Below are 17,858 nucleotides of genomic sequence, written 5' to 3'. Positions count from 1 at the left end.
TAAAAATATAACAATTCTTAACGCGCCAACTTTAACAAGTAAAGGCGCCAATAAGCTAAGCGCTTTTTTTAACGGTGCAATATTAACCGCCACATTAATGCTTTCTCCATTAGCACATGCTATATCTATTATTCCTGATGCTCCGCAAATTAATGCCAAAGGCTATATCTTAATTGATTACACTACAGGTAAAGTTATTGCCGAAGAAAATGCTGACACGTTATTAGCGCCAGCAAGTTTAACTAAAATAATGACGAGCTATATTATTGGTAAAGAACTACTTAACGGTAATATCAGTAATGACGACAAAGTAATGATCAGTGAAAAAGCTTGGGCTAAAAACTTTCCTGACTCGTCAAAAATGTTTATTGAAGTGGGTACTGAAGTACCTGTTAGCTTACTGAACCAAGGTATTATTGTTGCTTCAGGTAACGATGCTTGTGTTGCTATGGCTGAGCATATTGCAGGTAGCGAAAGTGCTTTTGCCGATTTAATGAATGCTCATGCGCAGCAATTAGGTATGTCGAGTAGCTTTTTCGAAAACAGCCATGGTTTAGACAGCACATCTCATATGACTACTCCACGCGATATGGCTGCACTTGCTATAGCACTTATTCGTGATGTTCCTGAAGAGTACGCCATTTATAAGCAAAAATCGTTTACCTACAACAACATCAAACAATATAACCGTAACGGTTTATTGTGGGATAAGAGTTTAAATGTTGATGGCATGAAAACAGGGCATACATCTAATGCTGGCTATAGCTTAGTTACCTCTGCAACAAAAGATGGTATGCGTTTAGTTACCGTGGTTATGGGGACAGCAAGCGAACGCGCCCGAAAAGTTGAAAGTAAAAAATTATTAAATTACGGTTTCCGCTTTTTTGAAACAATCACTCCATATAAAGCCGGTGAAAAATTTGTTAGCAATCGTATATGGATGGGCGATAAAGAGAACGTTGATTTAGGTATTATTTCAGATACACCGATCACTATTCCTCGTGGTCAACGTCAAAACTTAAAAGCTAACTTTGAGCTAAACCAAAAATTAACAGCGCCTTTAGCTAAAGGTACTGTTGTTGGTACTTTGTTCTTACAGCTCAATGAAGAAGATATTGCTCAATATCCATTAGTAACGTTAGAAGAAGTAAACGAAGGTAGCTTATTTAGCCGCGCGGTAGATTACGTAAAACTACAATTTGCTGACTAGATCATAAAAAACAAGTTCATGCTCTGAAGTGCATAACAAAAACCTCATTTATTAATAATGAGGTTTTTTTTTGCCCGTATTTGTATATTCCATTTTGTATAGCCGAGATTCAACAAAGTAATATCAGCCGTTAACGTTTAATGATAAAATAGCGCGATAAGTTTTAACCTAGCTCGAAAAGAAGTAACTATAAATGAAAACCCATTTTGACGAATTATTAGATTTTCCTACCGTATTAAACTTTAAAGTAATGGGCGTTGCCTGTGACGAACTACCTGATCTTATTATTGCTGAATTGCAAAAACATACACCAGGTGATTACGTACCTAAAATAAAACCAAGTTCAAAGGGCAATTATCATTCAGTATCACTTGCCGTTACCGTGACAAGTAAAGAACATATTGAAAAAATCTATAAAACATTAAATGCCATCGAAGAAGTACGTTACGTTTTATAATTCGTAAGCTTCAACATAGTCATTATTGTAAATTAACGAGGTTTACCTAGTGCTCTCAAGCTCAACCGTAGAGAAAGAAGCGATTAACATAGCTGGCTCATTAGTGATCCGACAATTAAATACCATGGATTACAGCCAAGTTTGGCAAGCCATGAAAGACTTTACCGACAACCGTGACAACTCAACAGCTGATGAACTATGGTTGGTTGAACATCCGCCAGTATTTACTCAAGGTCAAGCAGGGAAAGCTGAACATTTACTTGTTCCTGGAGATATAGAAGTAGTAAAAGTAGACAGAGGCGGACAAGTAACTTATCACGGTCCTGGCCAGTTGGTTATTTATATCATGGTTAATCTACGAAGAAAAAAAGTCGGGGTAAGAGATTTAGTCACCTTGATTGAAAACAGTATAGTTGCCTCGTTAGATGATTATAATATTGTTGCCTATCCTAAAGCTGACGCTCCAGGCGTTTATGTAGATGACAAAAAAATAGCATCATTAGGGTTACGTATTCGTAAAGGCTGCTCTTTTCACGGTTTAGCTTTGAATGTAAATATGGATTTATCACCTTTTCTGCGTATTAACCCTTGCGGTTATGCTGGTTTAGAAATGGTGCAAACGGCTGATTTAAGCGGCCCACAAGATACTGCTACTGCAAGTACTGCCTTAGTGAAACATTTAATAAACTTACTTGAGGCTAATAATGTTAGCTATCAAAGAGGTTTACCAAGCGAGAAGAATACAGATAATGAGTACTAATTTAACTTCTGAAACAAAAACAGCTGACCGCGCTGCCGGTGAAAAATTTCGCGATGCAGACAAGTTAGCTCATATTCCTATTAAAGTTGTCAGCTCTACAAAAGAAACTATGCTACGTAAACCCGACTGGTTACGTATTAAGTTACCACGCACTAGTGAAAAAATTGACAACATCAAAGCCAATTTACGTAAAAACAACCTGCACTCGGTATGTGAAGAAGCGTCATGCCCTAACCTGTCTGAATGTTTCAACCACGGTACTGCAACCTTTATGATTTTAGGTGACTTGTGTACCAGACGTTGTCCATTTTGTGATGTAGGTCACGGTCGTCCATTACCACCAAACCCAGATGAGCCTAAGAAATTAGCCGATAGCTTAAAAGACATGGGGTTAAAATACGTAGTAATTACCTCAGTAGACAGAGATGATTTACGTGACGGCGGCGCTCAACAGTTTGCTGATTGTGTTAAAGAACTAGCCGAGCAAGCGCCGAACACTAAAGTAGAAATTTTAGTACCTGATTTTCGTGGTCGTATGGATCGAGCCCTTGAGATATTAAATCAACATCCGCCACACGTATTCAACCACAACATGGAAAACGTACCGCGCCTTTATACTAAAGTTCGCCCTGGTGCTAACTACCAATGGTCTTTAGATTTATTGAAAAAGTTTGGAGAAGCTAACCCTACCGTTGCCACCAAATCAGGCTTAATGGTTGGTTTAGGTGAAACCAACGAAGAAATACTAGAAGTAATGCAAGATTTACGTGATCACGGCGTAACCATGTTAACGATTGGCCAATACTTACAACCAAGTAAAGATCACTTAGCCGTTGAGCGTTATGTTCATCCTGATGAATTTGCTATGTTTGAACGTGAAGCAAAACGCATGGGCTTTGCACATGCAGCTTGTGGTCCACTTGTTCGCTCAAGCTACCATGCTGACAAACAGGCTGCAGGTGAAGAAGTTAAATAAGCTAAGTAAGTTTAAAGCTTTGTTATAATGAATTGAAAAAGACCAGTTATTGTACTGGTCTTTTTATTTATACTTCTTTAAAAAGTAAATTTAAACTTTAAAAGTAAGCTATACCTTTAAAATAAATATTCCCTTAAAAACAGAACCCGACCTTTACGAGCGCAAAGTAAGCGTAATTAACACCACACCATGATCAGTACTTTCTCCATCTCGATCAAAAAGTGGGTTAATTAAATGTCTATCGTAAGTATGGTAATCACTCACTTCATACAGACTGTCATGGTAACCTGCATCAAAGTCACACGATAATAAAATATAATCAAGCACCGAGCTAGTGACACCAAAATAATGAGTTGGATTACGAACAGTGCTTACACTTTGGTTGGCATCAACTATTGTATCTACATTAATTTGCGTATTGTCTTGCTCTGCAATATTTTCCTCAATACCAATTTGCTCAGCGTTTTTTACTGCTTGATATAAATCCCATGAGTCTTGTAAACAATACTTAGCAAGGTAGATATCACGATCAATAGTCGAAACAAAACGTAAAGAGTTAGTCAGCAAATGGGTTAATACGCCATCGCTCAAAGTATTATTAAAGTCTCCCATTAACACCATTGGTTTATTTGTCTGTTCTCGCCTTGCTATCATTTCAATCATCAACAATGCCGCTTCACTACCACGCTGTATAGTAGAGCCCCAACCGCCAGCGACTTGAGCTTTTAAAGTTTCAATGATTGTTTTTTCTGGAGATAGTTTTTCACCTTTTTCTGTAAAATCCGATTCATTTAACTCAATCATGGTGCGCTTTGACTTAAAGTGCACTACATAACAATCACACTGACCAAGGTGCGGTACATCAATCGTTGCGCGTATTACTTTTCGACTAAACGAAAAATCATCAGTTAAACCTAAGGTTTGCGCCAGTTCAATATTAGGTGATACTGCGACGCTTTCAACAATGGGGTAACGAGAGGCAATGGCAACAACAGGACGCGAATAAATAAAATCATCAACCACGTGAGGCTCATCAATTACCGCAAAATGATCATAGCCCTGCTCGCTTACTAACGCTTTTAATGACTCGGGGCTGAATACTTCTTGAAAACCGATAATATCCGGGTGATATTCAGCTAAGTAATCGGTAATCCACTGTTGTTTTTTCTGCCATTGTTCGGCGCTGTAAATACGCTCAAACTCATAGCAAGCGTTAGGAGGCTCAAGGTAGTTAAATAAATTAAAGGTGGCTATTTTAAGTTGCAAGTGTGTTGTTGCGTCGTCTGCCGAATGAGTATTGTTATATGTAGTTGTAATAACTTAACCTGTTTATTGTGCTGACTAAGATTTATACTTAATCAGTGTTAAATAAATTAATTTTATGGATACTACGAGTAGCTATAAGTATCCCATACTTTTAATTTATAAGATCTTAATCAATAGCTTGCCCTTTAAAGATGCACTATTGACTATGTAACTAAACCATTAAATTAACGCTTATTTTTTCGGCCTCGCCCGCGGGCTGCTTTTTTAGCTTCTCTTGCTGCAATACGTTTTTCTTCAAGTTCAGCAAAATGAGTATTTTCGGCATCAATCATTTCAGGTAATTCAAAAGAGATTGCGCCTAATGTTTTGTCACGAATTTCGTTAATTAAAATAACAGATGCTTTATGTAAATCTATTCTACCGCCACTTTTTACACAACCGCGTTTACGGCCAATCGCTTCAATTAAATCCTCTTCATGCTCAGGTAGCTCTTCAAGTTGATAGCGCTCCATTACTCTTTTTGGATAAGCGTTAAGTAAATATTCAGCAGCAAAATAAGCAATATCATCATGATCAAAGGCAGTATCTTTTACTGCGCCAGAAACTGCCAAACGATAACCTGAATTTTCGTTGGCTATTTTAGGCCACAACATACCTGGCGTATCATAAAGATATAGTCCCTCTTCTAAACGTATACGTTGCTGTCCTTTGGTTACTGCAGGCTCATTCCCTACTTTAGCTTTTGCTTTACCAACAAGAGTATTAAGTAGTGTTGATTTACCCACATTAGGAATACCTACAATAACAGCATTAATTTGTTTGCCGTCTTGATCTTTATTTGGTACTAACTTACGAATTAACCCTACTAGGTTTTTAGCTACTCCAGGGTTATCGGTCGTTAAAGCAATAGCCTTTACGTTATGTTGTGACTCTAAATAATCTAACCAAATTTTTGTTGTTTCAGGATCGGCCAAGTCACTTTTATTAAGAATTTTTATAAGGGGTTTATCACCTCTAATATCGGTGATCATTGGGTTTTCGCTACTAAAAGGTAAGCGCGCATCACACACTTCAATCACCACGTCTATTTGCGGTAATATTTCTTTAATTTCTTTTTGCGCTTTGTGCATGTGGCCTGGAAACCAGTTAATCGCCATGAAGATCCTATTTGAGTGAGTTCTATTATTAAGATATTAATTTTAACAAGATTTTAGTGGAAGTGCCTAGGGTTTAATAGGGAGTAATTTACTATGGGTTAACTAAAAACTAAATATTGAAATAGGTTACCTAATTTAAAGTAGTTAATTACACCCAAAGTAATGCCAATGAAGAAGGCAGATAAGCAGCTCAATTGAGCTGCTTTTTATTTCTTAGAATTTTTTCGTTTAACTAGAAAAATTTACACTGATGAATATTAATTAGGATAATTAAGTCGCTAACATTAAATAGGCGAGGTTAAATTAACACCTTTTACCATATATAAATCATCGTATTGTAAACCGCCATTACCATAAGGCTTTTTATGGGGCCCTGTATTACAATTCATTAAAAAATAAATTAATGGCAGTTCACGTTTCTTTCTAAATTGCGCACCTTTAAAAACTAAAGTTTGTTCTGAAAACTCGCCGCCTTTAACGTAAACATCGTAACTTTGACCACCGTTTGCCACGGTATTGTTATTTATCACATACCAAATATCATACCACTGCCCTGCAACTAATGGCTTAGCTGACTTTTGTTCTGCAAAATTTTGCACATTACTATAACCATCATCGGTTTTTACCATTAAGGCACCGTCATTTTTCAAACCATTAGATTCTGCTTTATCAGTAACGCGCAAGGTTGGTTCAAAAGCATCGTAGCCAAGCTTTTCAATATCTTCTGGCATTTGGTTACTTATGCCAAAAGCATGATTATTCGGGAAATATTCCACATTAATCCGGCTAAAGAAAGTATAGGTTTCACCAACATTAACGCTTACCGGCAAAGCTTTATAAGTTAACGCTTTACGGTTGCCGACTAAACCGTCTTTCGCCGGCTTTTTGATCATATATTGATTATCAACAGATGATGATGCAGATTTGAAAGTTGTTCTTAACTCAGTAACTTGTGGGTTTTCATTAAAAGGTTTAGTGTTGTTGGCCGTATCTGCTTTGGTCCAACCTTGTAATGATTGTTGCTCAAAGTTATCTATAACTAACCATTTCTGTTTATTGTTAACCTCTGAGCTACTACAACTGCTTAATAATATGGTTGTTATTACTGTGGTAAAAAATGCAGTTGCCAATATGCTAACTTTTTTATGAAATCGCTTGGTAAACATTTTGTATTCCTCAATATGAGTATTCTTTAAAAATTAACGCTAATATTACTTACTTATTAGTATTTTTAGTAGCTAAGCTGTTAACTATTGCTGATAATATTGGTCCGTTACTTGTTTCGTTACATGTTTATATACATGCTTAGATACGTAGCTAGTACCGTTCATTTATTTTCTTTATCATAAAAAGTTGTTAGTTATCTATGAGTAAAAAATTCTACGTTATCTGGAAAGGCGCCAAAACAGGCATATTTAATACTTGGCCTGAAGTACAACAACATACTGCGGGTCGAAGTGACGCGCAATACATGGGCTTTGAATCAAAATATGAAGCTGAATCTGCCTTTGCCTCAACTTATACCAAAGCATTAATGCAACGCTCTTTAAGTAAAAAAGGCGGAAAAACTGCAGCACCTACTTCAACACGAAAAACAACAAGCACAGCAAAAGGCACTGCGACGAGTAAGTCAGTTACTACTAGTCCTAACGCTAAAAGTGATATTGAAATATATTGCGATGGTGCTTGCTCACCTAATCCAGGTAAATCAGGCACTGGGCTTGCAGTTTACGAGCACGGTAAAGTGACCTCGTTATATTATGGTTTGTACTTAGCTAACGGCACCAACAACACAGCCGAGTTAAATGGTTTATTATCGTCTTTTCAAATTGCGCAACATTTTATTGAAAGAAATAAGACAGCAGGTACTGACTACAGTATTTGTATCTTGTCTGACTCAAAGTACTCAATAGATTGTATTACCAAGTGGGCAAAAGGCTGGCAAGCTAAAGGTTGGACTCGCGGTAAAGGCGAGGAAGTTAAAAACCTCGCTTTAGTTCAGCAATGTTACGCGCTATATAAAACCATTCAGTCAAAAATCACCATTCGTCATGTGAAAGGTCATGCCAATATAGAAGGTAATGAATTAGCAGATAGAATGGCGGTATTGGCTAGAAAGCAACAGCAAGAAAATATGACTCGTTATGCTGAAGCTATCGATATCAAAGCAATTCTTGCTATGGAATCAGGTTAACCTTTACCATAAAATTAAACAGCTAACCTAATGCTAACCTAACAAAAGTATTAAAATCGAAGGATTCACTATGAAACTTATTATGAAAACTGAATTTGATAATTTGAGATTAAATCCGCTTCATAATTATGAAACTGATAGTAATGGTGAGAAACAAGTGGTGAAGATTTACTGTGGTGAGCTTTTGATTGCTAAGAAATTAAAGCAAAAAAAGTCGTTAAGGTTTTTTGGTGTGAATGGTTATGAGAAATACTTAACTAAAGAAGATGAGTAAAATAGCTCATCTACTTTAGTTATTTTAACTGTCTGATTTATGAAAAGTCTATTATTTCTTCAACATTGATTTTAAATCAGCAAAAGGATTATACGTTGCCGTATCTTGGTTGCTGTCGCCAGCTGTGACTTCACGCTGATATTTAGCTTGATCAGTGTATTTATCGTGTTCATTATCGTGGCAGTATATGCATAACAACTCCCAATTGCTGCCATCGTTTGGATTATTGGTATGGTCGTGATCTACATGATGTACCGTTAGTTCTTTCAAATTAGAAAATTCAAAAGCTCGCGCACAACGTCCGCAAACCCAAGGGTATAATTTTAACGCGCGATCTCGGTAACCTTTTTCTTGTTGTTTGTAATGGACAGTGGTGCCAAAACGATCTGAGGACATAGCTCTACTTTTATATTAACGGAATAATGTTACTAGTGTATTGCTATGCTTTATGCATATCAAGAAACGAAATCAACGATGTTATAAACATTAACTAATCTCAACTAATATTGAGTGTGCTTAACTCTTTTTGTGTTTGTTCAACTAAACCTGCCATAGTTTTACCATGTGGTACTGGCTTTCTTGTAGTAGGATCAAGTTGTACAAAAACAATATCGTCTGCCAAACAAATGGTAGCTTTAGTCGCTTTATTACGCACTAAACAGGTTACCGTAATTGACGTTCGCCCTACTTTCTTCGTGGCTAAGCCAAACTCAACAACATCACCTTGTATTGCTGGTGACTGAAAACTTATGGCACCAATATGTTTGGTAACGAGGCTGTTAGTGCCTAATTGACAAATGGCGTAAGTCGCTGCTTCGCCATCAATCCATTCAAGTACGCGACCACCGAATAGTGCATTGGCATAATTTAAATCACTTGGCATAACAAGACGACGAGAAAGAAAATGCATAATTGATCCTATATAATGATCTACTGAATTATCGATTAATGACTATAACGTAAAGATGCTATATAAAGGTATTTATAAATACTTTTAATAGCCGAACATTTAAACTCACAAAACTAGACTGTTAATAAAGGAAAAAAATGAAAACCTATATTATTTTATTTAGAGGGATAAATGTTGGTGGCAATAATATTTTACCAATGAAATCTCTTGTGCCTTTATTAATACAACATAACCTTCAAAATGTTGCTTCATATATTCAAAGCGGCAATGTCGTGTTAGACAGTGAAAATAACCCGAAAGAGTTGATTCAAAAAATTGTATTGGACAACTTTGGCTTTTCACCAGAATTATTTATTTTCACTGAAGGTGAGTTTACTACGGCAAAGTCAAAAAATCCCTATCAAACGTTTGAGGGGAAATTTGTGCATTGTTATTTTTGTCATGGCGATATCAAACTCAATCAAGAAAAAGTAAATAAATATTTAGCTTCTTTTGCAGAGGTTGAAAAGTCGGAAAATTATACCGTTAAGGATAAGGTGTTTTACTTATACGCGCCAAATGGTATTGGCCGCTCTAAGTTAGTCGCAAATATTGAAGCGTGTCTTGGGCAATCGGCAACAGGACGTAATTTAAATACTGTAAATAAGATTAGTAGTATGCTTAAGAAAGGCTAGATAAAGCATAACCAGCATTATAAATCGCGTATTTTAACTGCTGGATTACCCGCATAAAAACTATTGGCTGCAACATTTTTAGTTACTACACTGCCGGCACCAATCACGCTATTTTCACCAATAGTTACACCGCTAAGCACAATAACACCTCCGCTAAGCCAAACATTATTATCTAAAGTTATGCTTTCAACATAGTTAGTTTTATTCTCGCGACGTAATTGCGGATCAACATCATGAGAAACAGCTAACAGTTGAACATTCGGGCCAATCAGGCAGTCATTACCAATAGTAATTAAAGGAGTATTATCACTAGTCGCATCATCAGTAAGATTGTCAGTGACTACGCCATCAAGCATCGTGCAATTGATGTTGATATACACCCTATCACCAACAATAATATTATCGCCGTAATCCATGTGGATGCCTGACTCAATAATGACGCCGTCGCCACACTGTTGAAATAGTGCTTTTACCCGTTTTAAATTACCTTTACTTGGGCTACGTCGAAACTGATTACAGACCTCATGCACCGACTTTCGTTTGGCAATCAGATCAGGAGTAATGCTGTTAAAGGCTATTTTCATAGAATATTATCGATTGAATTTAACAATAGTGATTTAGCTTAAGCTGTAAGGTGTAATTACAAAAAAGTACGACAATTTCAAATAAAAACTAACGTTAGTTAATAAGTACTTTTGATGCCTTAATTTTGATGCCGAAAAGATGCTTTACAGTATTAAGATAAGTCTCTATTAGTGAAGTACTGCACGAATAGGTAAGTTCTTACAAATTTCTGCTTCGGCAATTAAAATCTCTTCTAACCGTGCATCAACTTCCGCTTTATCACAATATTCATAAGCTAATTCAACAAACAAGTTTTTATGCTTCTCTTCAGATTTTGCGATAGCAACGTAAAAGTCTTTATCTCGACCTGGCGGCAATGCTTCTGATACTAAAAAGAATTTTTCATAACCACGCGCTTCAATAACCGCTGCTACCAATAATCTATCCATCATAAAATAGCTGGTGCCGTTTCGAAATAATGCACGTATTTGCGTAATGTACGGGTCTTTTTTGTCTTGTCCTAAAGTAACATCACGGGCAACTAACAACTTTAATACTTGTTTAAAGTGGATCAATTCTTCAATAGCTAAATCTGTCATCGCACGAACTAACTTAGCTTTGTCTGGATAATGCGATAACATTGCCATTGCCATGCCTGATGCTTTTTTTTCTGCTGCGGCGTGATCTTGTAAAAACTTATCAAAATCAGCCATAACGGCATCAACCCAGTCTTGGCCTGTGTGGTGTTTTAACTCAAACATAATAATTATTCTCTACATCAATTCTATTTAGATAATTGGCTTTTAATATATTGTCGTAATTTTACCTGTGAAGCTTATGTCCTACAATAGCTAGCGTTATTCATCAGCTCTTATAGATGTATTAATACAGTTTCTTATCAATACGACCTTTATTAGTCGACTCCACCTTAAAGTCATTATTAAGATGCTGCCAAGCGCGAACTTTGCCACCAATATTAATTTGTTTAAAACCGCCCTCTCGCGCTTTATCATTATCAATATTAAGAAAGGTTAATAACTTTAAATAACTGTCATCATCACTTACATCAATGGTTAATAGATCTTGCTGTCTGTCTTTAAAATACTCAAAAACACCTTGCTGATGACGATTATAGCAATCTAATAAAAAATCATCTCTGTTAACATTATCAAGGGTTAATGGTGCAAAAGTTTCACTATAACAACGTTTTAAATGTGGATTAAAACCACCATCAGTTCGCTGTAAATTGACCATCATCCGTTGTAATAACTGTTTTATAGACGGGATCCAAAGTTCAGCTTTACGCGTTAAGTAAATAAATTTACTGTTGCTAAAGTGCTTATCTAAGGCTTGATAATCACAAAATATCGGCGTGTCGGCTAATACTTGTGCTTGGATAAAGGATTCTTGAGTGTAGGCATTATGTGCTGTTTTTAAGCCTTGCTCTAACATAGCTAAGCAAACACTGGTGGTTGCAGTACGAGGTAAACCAATAATAAATATTTTTTCTGTCGACACGTAAAGTAAGTCCTTAATTATATGTATACCCGTTCCACTTGAAGATGCTCATTTCAGAAAGTCTGAGCGATTCATAATCAAGGCACATTTTTTATCAAGGATTATTCCCTTAAAAAGAAATGTAACACTGAGTATGATTTGCTCAGTCTTTCCCGAAGGCTGGTTTAGAAACGCTTTACGCAGCGTTATTGATTTTGAGAAGGGAATAACCATTCTCTACAATCAATGCCTTGCCTAAAGGCGTTTCTAATTCCAGCTGAATCCTGCATATTCAAGTAAAACGGGTATCTATTATTCTTCCATTGAGACTAAAGTCACATGGAAATTGAAAATGAAAATACGGTAGAATGGGCGATTATAACGTATTTATTCATTTAACAAAGATCCAATTGATAGGGATCAATAAATAGTCATGTTAAGCGCGCATACTTAATCGATATTCAATTTATAAATTTAGTCTAGGGGATTTCATGACAGCACAAGATGGACACCTATATACCGAACAAAAAACCATTACATGGGCAGACTATTTAAAATCGGGTAACCGTATTTTTATCGGCTCTAATGCTGCCGTACCTAATGCTTTAATTGATGATCTTATTGCAAATAGCCAAGGTTTGCATGATATAGAAACCGTGCACATGCTCACCTTATCTGAAAATGTTTGGGCAAAACCAGAGCATAAAGATTTATTTAAAGTAAACAGTTTATTTATTGGCGGCAAGAATATTCGAGAAGCGGTAGCTGAAGGACGCGGTGATTACACACCGTGTTTTATTTCTGATGTACCACAGATGTTTCATGAAAAAATATTACCCCTTGATGTCGCCCTCATTATGGTCAGCCCGCCTGACGAATACGGTTATTGTTCAATGGGTGTGAGTGTTGATATTGTTTCTGCCGCTGTAAAAGCAGCAAAATATGTTATTGCCCAAGTAAACACCAAAATGCCACGTACTAATGGCCATAGCTTTGTGCACGTAAATCAAATTCATTCATGGATTAATGTTGACCAAGAGTTACCGCAAATTATTGCGCCAGAAATAGATCAACGAACCGAGCAAATTGGACAATACGTTGCCATGTTGGTTGAAAACGGTTCAACTTTACAAATTGGCATAGGGAAAATTCCTGAAGCGGTTTTAACTTATTTAGGCAACCATAAAAACTTAGGCATTCACAGCGAGATGATCTCAGATGGCGTGATTGATCTCATGCTAAAAGGCGTTATTAATAACCGTCGGAAAACTTACCACAAAGGTAAAGCGGTTGTCAGTTTTTGTATTGGTAGTCAAAAGGTATACGATTTTGTTGATGGTAACCCGCACATTGAGTTCTATCCATCAGAGCATATTAATTCACCTGTCAAAATATCAAAAAATGATAATATGGTCTCTATTAATAGTGCTATTGAAGTCGACTTAACAGGACAAGTTGTGGCCGATTCAATAGGCTATCAATTTTATAGCGGCATTGGTGGTCAAGTTGATTTTGTACGTGGAGCCTCTTTAAGCAAAGGTGGCAAAGCGATTATCGCTCTGCCTTCAACAACTAAAGATGGCAAGATATCTCGAATTGTCGGGCACATTACCGAAGGTGGCGGCGTAGTTACCTCGCGCGGACATGTATCTTATGTGGTTACCGAGTTTGGTATTGCTTCATTACAGGGTAAAAGTATTAGAGAGCGCGCCTTAGAGTTAATTCGTATTGCTCATCCTAAGTTCAGAGATAAATTACTTAGTGACGTTCGTAAGCATTATTGGGTACCTGAGTACCAAGAAAGCTCGCCAAGCTCAGTGCCTGAATTAGGCTCAATTGAAATGAAGCGATTTAACTTTGCTAATACTAATTACATATTACGTCCATTAGCCCCTGCTGATGAGCGTAAGTTACAAGAATTCTTTTATTCACATAATAAAGAAACCTTGATCATGCGTTATAACCACCACATTACGCAAATGACTCGTGAAAAGTCATGTAACTTGGTTAGTGTTAATCAACACACAGATCTGGCTTTATGTTTTACCCAAAAAGATTCCTTGGGTGAAGCTATACAAGCCGTTGCGCGATATTATTATATTGAAAGTATCAATAGTGGTGAAGTTGCTTTTGTGATAAAAGAAAGCTTACGTGGACGCGGCATGGCAACAGCATTACTAGCTGAAATTATCGCTATTGCCAGAATACGTAAACTCGATAGCTTAGTGGCGAGTGTTCGACGTGATAATGGCTCTATGTTGAAAGTATTTGAAAGAGCTGGCTTTTTACGTCAACCAAGTGAAGACTTTGATGAAGTTAATTTAAAACTTCCATTAGCTGAAAGTACTGAGACTGAAAACTCATAAGTAAAATATAAAATAAGAATAAAAGGTGTTAGTAATTATGACGGTTGGAATTATTGGACATTATAAATGTAGCGAACATGACATGGGTGATCATCACCCTGAAAACGGTAAACGTTTAAGCGCTATATCTGATCAGCTAATACGTAGTGGATTAGATTACGTCGTGCGCCAATTTGACTCGAAGCCAATAGATAAAAAACTACTATCACTAGCTCATACTACTGAATATATAGATTTTGTTTTAAATAACGCACCTAAAGAGGGTGATGATAAATTTGTTGTTGGCCCTGATAGTGTCATGAATGAAAAGTCATTAACTTCAATACTCTACTCTGCAGGTGCAGCAGTTGATGCTGTTGACTTAGTGATGGATAATACATTAACCTCAGCTTTTTGTACTACCAGACCACCAGGGCATCACGCAGAACACGATAAAGGCATGGGCTTTTGTTTTTTCAATAATGTCGCCATTGCCGCAGCTTATGCTAAACAACAATATGGATTGAAGCGTGTCGCTATTGTTGATTTTGATGTGCATCACGGTAATGGTACTGAAGATATCATCAGAAATCATTTTAAAGCGACACCTGAAGACGATAAAGGTTATTTATTCTGTTCGAGTTATGAGTATCCTCTATTTCCTTTTGAAGTAACCGAAAGTGACATACCACCTATAATTAATACGCCTTTACCTGCAACCACAAAAGGTGAGCAATTTAGAGAAAAATTAACTGCTCATTGGTTACCTGCGTTACATAAATTCAAACCTGAATTAATTTTGATATCAGCTGGTTTTGATGCTCATATTGAAGATGAAATGTCACAAGTAAGCTTAACTGAAGCAGACTTTCGCTGGATCACCGATGAAGTTAAAAAGATAGCAACAGAATATAGCCAAGGAAGAATAATTTCAGTGCTTGAAGGTGGTTATGCGCCAAGTGCCTTAGGTAGAAGCGTTGTAGCACATATCAATGGCTTAATTGGTAATTGATATAAGTAATGTATAATTATTGAATAATAATGTAATAACTTCACCTTTATAGCTTATAACTATTTATTTACCATTTAATATGAATTTGGGTACCAACATCAACTAGCGACATAAATTCGTCTATTTCTGGGTTTGTTAACGCAATACAGCCATTCGTCCAATTAGATTGTTGAGTATAACGTGGAAGTCCTTCAAAATTATTACGTTGCCCATGGATCATAATTAAGCCACCTGCAGAAACACCTTTATCCTTAGCATTGGCTAAATCTATTTCATTAGGGTAACTGATATGCATGGCTCTATAAAAAGCAGAATCTTCTTTTTTATAATCTAAGGTGTATAAGCCTTCTGGTGTTCTTTTATCCCCTTCTTGCTCTTTATGCCCTTCAGGGTTTTTACCGAGTGCTACATGGTACTCCTTTATCACTTTGCCACTTGAAAGCAAATACATTTTATTATCTGACTTATCAACCATAACTAAGTCAACAAAAGCAAAGCTTGGAAATGAATATAAAAATGAGAGTAATATAATTTTTTTCATGATGAATTTAATCGATAATTTTCTAATAGTGGTTTTCATAGTTTTTATAAAGTAGGTAAATAAATATTGCGTAGTTTGTACTGAATTATACAACCTATAAAAATTAAAGTTTATGATTAATATAGCTACAGCTTTATTATATTATACCAAGGTTATGGTTATTAAATAAACAACAAAGCTGTAATGATATATTCAAGTTTTATCCAAAAATAGCTCTCATTAACCCTATCACTTCATCAGTATTTTTACCTTTTTTAACTTGATTAACGATAGTATCTCGTTTCGTTAAAATATATTCAGGCATCCCCTCTTCAGCAAGAGCTTGATCTACTAACTCTTCAGTGGTTAATTTTATTCGGCTTCGGGAAATTGTTGATTGATGCGTATTTACTTTATTCTGGGCTTTATCTCTAAGTCGTAGATAATTTGAATTAAAAGCAAAGTCTTCATCTACAAATAAAAATAAATCTATGAGTATTGCACGAGCTTGCCATAGCTTATATTCTTGTTCATCTTCTGGTTGAGTTTGATGCCACCAAGCAAAAGTTCTTAACGTACCAATCATATCTTGCCAATAACTATCAAAATCAAAATTATTAAACTTAGCAATAGATAAACCTTGGCATAATACGTCAATTTTTGTATTAGTTAACGCAATAAACTGATCAGGACGTTTCATTGCTAATAAGCGTGTTGCTGGGGATAACGGTGCTTTTTCACCTGATTCTTTATTTTCTTTATAATCTGAAAATATTTTTTTATAAGCATTCACAAAATCTTGATATTGTTTAGGAGTTACATCACCTACATCAGGTATAAAACTGAGTGCTATATCAAATTTCTCAGGATGCTCTGCTATCAAAGTATGAAATACTTTGGCGGTTTTAGTTGACGCAAACCATTCAACATCAAAGTTATATTCTGTATGTATATGGTGTGGTGTATGTTTACCAACAAAAGCTAATCGTTCAACTTCCGTCATATCAGCTAACTTTTTACTTTTAATTAATTGAATGTAATCTAATAAAGCTAATCGTTCATCTAATCCATGAATATTGGCTTGTTGCTCAATAAAGGCGGTAAAAATTGGCCAAGGTGCAATACGAGCCATTTTGAACTGACTAGCACTAGCACCCAATACTAAGCTTTGCTCTAGTTTTTTTAAGCTAGGTAATTGTTCATTTTCTAAAAGATCCATGTTAATTCGATTACGACATACGTCAATTAACTCTTTACACCAACCTAAGTAGTCATCAGGACGGTTTTCTACTTTAACTGCCATTAGGTTTAAACTAATTTCAGTAACGTGTTTTAACGCGGTTTGATAAGAAAAATTTTCAGCATCGTTTAATGCCATTTTTACAGGGGAAGATAATAACTTTCTCATTTATTAATACAGCTCCGAATGTAATAAGTGAAAGATTTAACAAATAATGGGATAAGGTTATAAATAATGGTATTAGCATAAGAGAGTCAAGTATCGCCACAAGCAAACACTCAAATTATAAAAACACCAGAAAGCAAAAAGCCCGTTACATTAGTAACGGGCTTTTCTCGTGAGCTTTCGCTCGAATAGAAACCTAGTAATGTCCCGCTTCGCTCTCACATGGGCTTTTCTGTAACATAAGTCACACTACCATCGGCGCTGTTGCGATTCATTTACTGGTTAAATAGAAACCTAGCAATGTCCTACTCTCACATGGGAACTCCCACACTACCATCGGCGCAACTGCGTTTCACTTCTGAGTTCGGAATGGAGTCAGGTGGGGCCACAGCGCTATTGTCGCTAGATAAAAACTTGTTTAACTATCTGGGAAAGTAATATAAATAATTTAAGAAATTTGTTTTAAGTAACACGAGTACGTGATTGCTATTTTTCAATAGTCTTTGTCAAACTTAATGACAGTGGTAAATCAACTAATAACGACGTAATTCAAAATGACGTGTGGCTTTTCTACACGAATTTTTCATTACTAAGTTAGTATTTGACTTTACCTGTCAATACAAAACCACTTGGGTGT

The 17,858-nt window shown here is 36.2% G+C and carries 19 protein-coding genes and 1 rRNA gene; 9 read left to right on the top strand and 11 right to left on the bottom strand.

The features are described 5' to 3' along the window. The first annotated feature begins 97 nt into the window (after positions 1-97). The 4 genes from KO502_RS10250 to lipA all read left to right on the top strand — a co-directional run bounded on the left by KO502_RS10250 (position 98) and on the right by lipA (position 3,403). Complete coding sequence (locus KO502_RS10250; RefSeq protein WP_252730715.1) at positions 98-1,210, top strand: serine hydrolase; 1,113 nt, start codon at positions 98-100, stop codon at positions 1,208-1,210. 193 nt (positions 1,211-1,403) lie between these two features. Continuing rightward, on the top strand, positions 1,404-1,667 hold the full coding sequence (gene ybeD, locus KO502_RS10245) for a DUF493 family protein YbeD (RefSeq protein ID WP_216022483.1): 264 nt from the start codon (positions 1,404-1,406) through the stop codon (positions 1,665-1,667). A gap of 49 nt (positions 1,668-1,716) precedes the next feature. Further along, entirely contained in the window at positions 1,717-2,427 is a 711-nt protein-coding gene (gene lipB / locus KO502_RS10240) for a lipoyl(octanoyl) transferase LipB (RefSeq protein WP_216022482.1), read from the top strand. Next, a complete protein-coding gene (gene lipA / locus KO502_RS10235; RefSeq protein ID WP_216022481.1) occupies positions 2,417-3,403 on the top strand; it encodes a lipoyl synthase in 987 nt (328 codons plus the stop codon). The genes lipB and lipA overlap by 11 nt, the downstream gene beginning before the upstream one ends. Before the next feature lie 153 nt (positions 3,404-3,556). Here the strand turns inward: lipA and KO502_RS10230 are convergent, their stop codons facing one another. From KO502_RS10230 to KO502_RS10220, 3 genes are all read right to left on the bottom strand, one after another. Then, positions 3,557-4,669 carry an endonuclease/exonuclease/phosphatase family protein gene (locus KO502_RS10230; protein ID WP_252730712.1) on the bottom strand — a complete coding sequence of 371 codons (1,113 nt, stop codon included), beginning with the start codon at positions 4,667-4,669 and terminating at the stop codon, positions 3,557-3,559. Between the two features lie 224 nt (positions 4,670-4,893). After that, on the bottom strand, positions 4,894-5,826 hold the full coding sequence (gene ylqF, locus KO502_RS10225; RefSeq protein ID WP_216022480.1) for a ribosome biogenesis GTPase YlqF: 933 nt from the start codon (positions 5,824-5,826) through the stop codon (positions 4,894-4,896). A gap of 284 nt (positions 5,827-6,110) precedes the next feature. Continuing rightward, the gene (locus KO502_RS10220) at positions 6,111-6,992 is read right to left on the bottom strand and encodes a hypothetical protein (RefSeq protein WP_252730711.1); all 882 of its coding nucleotides are present in this window, start codon (positions 6,990-6,992) and stop codon (positions 6,111-6,113) included. Positions 6,993-7,192: 200 nt separating this feature from the next. Here KO502_RS10220 and KO502_RS10215 point away from each other — a divergent pair, with 200 nt between their 5' ends. Beyond that, a complete protein-coding gene (locus KO502_RS10215; RefSeq protein ID WP_216022479.1) occupies positions 7,193-8,020 on the top strand; it encodes a viroplasmin family protein in 828 nt (275 codons plus the stop codon). A gap of 70 nt (positions 8,021-8,090) precedes the next feature. Continuing rightward, positions 8,091-8,294: a hypothetical protein gene (locus KO502_RS10210; protein WP_216022478.1), complete on the top strand. Its 204-nt coding sequence runs from the start codon at positions 8,091-8,093 to the stop codon at positions 8,292-8,294. Positions 8,295-8,345: 51 nt separating this feature from the next. Here KO502_RS10210 and KO502_RS10205 read toward each other — a convergent pair whose 3' ends face one another. Next, complete coding sequence (locus KO502_RS10205) at positions 8,346-8,690, bottom strand: YajD family HNH nuclease (RefSeq protein WP_216022477.1); 345 nt, start codon at positions 8,688-8,690, stop codon at positions 8,346-8,348. 100 nt (positions 8,691-8,790) lie between these two features. Continuing rightward, positions 8,791-9,204 carry a hotdog domain-containing protein gene (locus KO502_RS10200; protein WP_216022476.1) on the bottom strand — a complete coding sequence of 138 codons (414 nt, stop codon included), beginning with the start codon at positions 9,202-9,204 and terminating at the stop codon, positions 8,791-8,793. Between the two features lie 137 nt (positions 9,205-9,341). On the opposite strand from KO502_RS10200, the gene KO502_RS10195 reads away from it, so the two are divergent. Next, the gene (locus KO502_RS10195) at positions 9,342-9,878 is read left to right on the top strand and encodes a DUF1697 domain-containing protein (protein ID WP_216022475.1); all 537 of its coding nucleotides are present in this window, start codon (positions 9,342-9,344) and stop codon (positions 9,876-9,878) included. Between the two features lie 17 nt (positions 9,879-9,895). Here the strand turns inward: KO502_RS10195 and KO502_RS10190 are convergent, their stop codons facing one another. The 3 genes from KO502_RS10190 to KO502_RS10180 all read right to left on the bottom strand — a co-directional run bounded on the left by KO502_RS10190 (position 9,896) and on the right by KO502_RS10180 (position 11,960). Further along, positions 9,896-10,462, bottom strand: a complete 567-nt coding sequence (locus KO502_RS10190; RefSeq protein WP_216022474.1) for a sugar O-acetyltransferase — start codon at positions 10,460-10,462, stop codon at positions 9,896-9,898. A 168-nt stretch (positions 10,463-10,630) separates the two neighbouring features. Next, a complete protein-coding gene (locus KO502_RS10185; protein WP_216022473.1) occupies positions 10,631-11,203 on the bottom strand; it encodes a tRNA-(ms[2]io[6]A)-hydroxylase in 573 nt (190 codons plus the stop codon). Positions 11,204-11,324: 121 nt separating this feature from the next. Continuing rightward, positions 11,325-11,960 (bottom strand): sulfotransferase, encoded by a 636-nt coding sequence (locus KO502_RS10180; RefSeq protein ID WP_354668320.1) that lies wholly within the window; start codon positions 11,958-11,960, stop codon positions 11,325-11,327. Positions 11,961-12,430: 470 nt separating this feature from the next. Here KO502_RS10180 and KO502_RS10175 point away from each other — a divergent pair, with 470 nt between their 5' ends. Together KO502_RS10175 and KO502_RS10170 are read left to right on the top strand one after the other, a co-directional pair. Next, a complete protein-coding gene (locus KO502_RS10175) occupies positions 12,431-14,305 on the top strand; it encodes a GNAT family N-acetyltransferase (RefSeq protein ID WP_216022472.1) in 1,875 nt (624 codons plus the stop codon). Between the two features lie 37 nt (positions 14,306-14,342). Beyond that, entirely contained in the window at positions 14,343-15,296 is a 954-nt protein-coding gene (locus tag KO502_RS10170) for a histone deacetylase family protein (protein ID WP_216022471.1), read from the top strand. 67 nt (positions 15,297-15,363) lie between these two features. Here KO502_RS10170 and KO502_RS10165 read toward each other — a convergent pair whose 3' ends face one another. The 3 genes from KO502_RS10165 to rrf form a co-directional block, all read right to left on the bottom strand. Next, the gene (locus KO502_RS10165) at positions 15,364-15,837 is read right to left on the bottom strand and encodes a L,D-transpeptidase family protein (protein ID WP_216022470.1); all 474 of its coding nucleotides are present in this window, start codon (positions 15,835-15,837) and stop codon (positions 15,364-15,366) included. A 199-nt stretch (positions 15,838-16,036) separates the two neighbouring features. Continuing rightward, positions 16,037-17,224 carry a hypothetical protein gene (locus tag KO502_RS10160; RefSeq protein ID WP_216022469.1) on the bottom strand — a complete coding sequence of 396 codons (1,188 nt, stop codon included), beginning with the start codon at positions 17,222-17,224 and terminating at the stop codon, positions 16,037-16,039. A gap of 289 nt (positions 17,225-17,513) precedes the next feature. Next, a 5S ribosomal RNA gene (gene rrf / locus KO502_RS10155) occupies positions 17,514-17,628 on the bottom strand. Positions 17,629-17,858: the final 230 nt, after the last annotated feature.

It is taken from the genome of Colwellia sp. E2M01 (assembly GCF_018860585.1).
Lineage (GTDB): Bacteria > Pseudomonadota > Gammaproteobacteria > Enterobacterales > Alteromonadaceae > Colwellia.
Note: the sequence above shows the minus strand (reverse complement) of the source record. Positions and strands in the feature narration are given on the sequence as shown.

Bases quoted from the DNA above. Each gene is read 5' to 3' on its own strand.
- ylqF (WP_216022480.1), bottom strand. From the start codon at position 5,826: ATGGCGATTAACTGGTTTCCAGGCCACATGCACAAAGCGCAAAAAGAA.
- KO502_RS10160 (WP_216022469.1), bottom strand. From the start codon at position 17,224: ATGAGAAAGTTATTATCTTCCCCTGTAAAAATGGCATTAAACGATGCT.
- KO502_RS10210 (WP_216022478.1), top strand. From the start codon at position 8,091: ATGAAACTTATTATGAAAACTGAATTTGATAATTTGAGATTAAATCCG.
- KO502_RS10175 (WP_216022472.1), top strand. From the start codon at position 12,431: ATGACAGCACAAGATGGACACCTATATACCGAACAAAAAACCATTACA.
- KO502_RS10195 (WP_216022475.1), top strand. From the start codon at position 9,342: ATGAAAACCTATATTATTTTATTTAGAGGGATAAATGTTGGTGGCAAT.
- ybeD (WP_216022483.1), top strand. From the start codon at position 1,404: ATGAAAACCCATTTTGACGAATTATTAGATTTTCCTACCGTATTAAAC.
- KO502_RS10205 (WP_216022477.1), bottom strand. From the start codon at position 8,690: ATGTCCTCAGATCGTTTTGGCACCACTGTCCATTACAAACAACAAGAA.
- KO502_RS10250 (WP_252730715.1), top strand. From the start codon at position 98: ATGCTTTCTCCATTAGCACATGCTATATCTATTATTCCTGATGCTCCG.
- KO502_RS10165 (WP_216022470.1), bottom strand. From the start codon at position 15,837: ATGAAAAAAATTATATTACTCTCATTTTTATATTCATTTCCAAGCTTT.
- KO502_RS10215 (WP_216022479.1), top strand. From the start codon at position 7,193: ATGAGTAAAAAATTCTACGTTATCTGGAAAGGCGCCAAAACAGGCATA.
- KO502_RS10185 (WP_216022473.1), bottom strand. From the start codon at position 11,203: ATGTTTGAGTTAAAACACCACACAGGCCAAGACTGGGTTGATGCCGTT.
- KO502_RS10200 (WP_216022476.1), bottom strand. From the start codon at position 9,204: ATGCATTTTCTTTCTCGTCGTCTTGTTATGCCAAGTGATTTAAATTAT.
- KO502_RS10170 (WP_216022471.1), top strand. From the start codon at position 14,343: ATGACGGTTGGAATTATTGGACATTATAAATGTAGCGAACATGACATG.
- lipA (WP_216022481.1), top strand. From the start codon at position 2,417: ATGAGTACTAATTTAACTTCTGAAACAAAAACAGCTGACCGCGCTGCC.
- KO502_RS10220 (WP_252730711.1), bottom strand. From the start codon at position 6,992: ATGTTTACCAAGCGATTTCATAAAAAAGTTAGCATATTGGCAACTGCA.
- KO502_RS10190 (WP_216022474.1), bottom strand. From the start codon at position 10,462: ATGAAAATAGCCTTTAACAGCATTACTCCTGATCTGATTGCCAAACGA.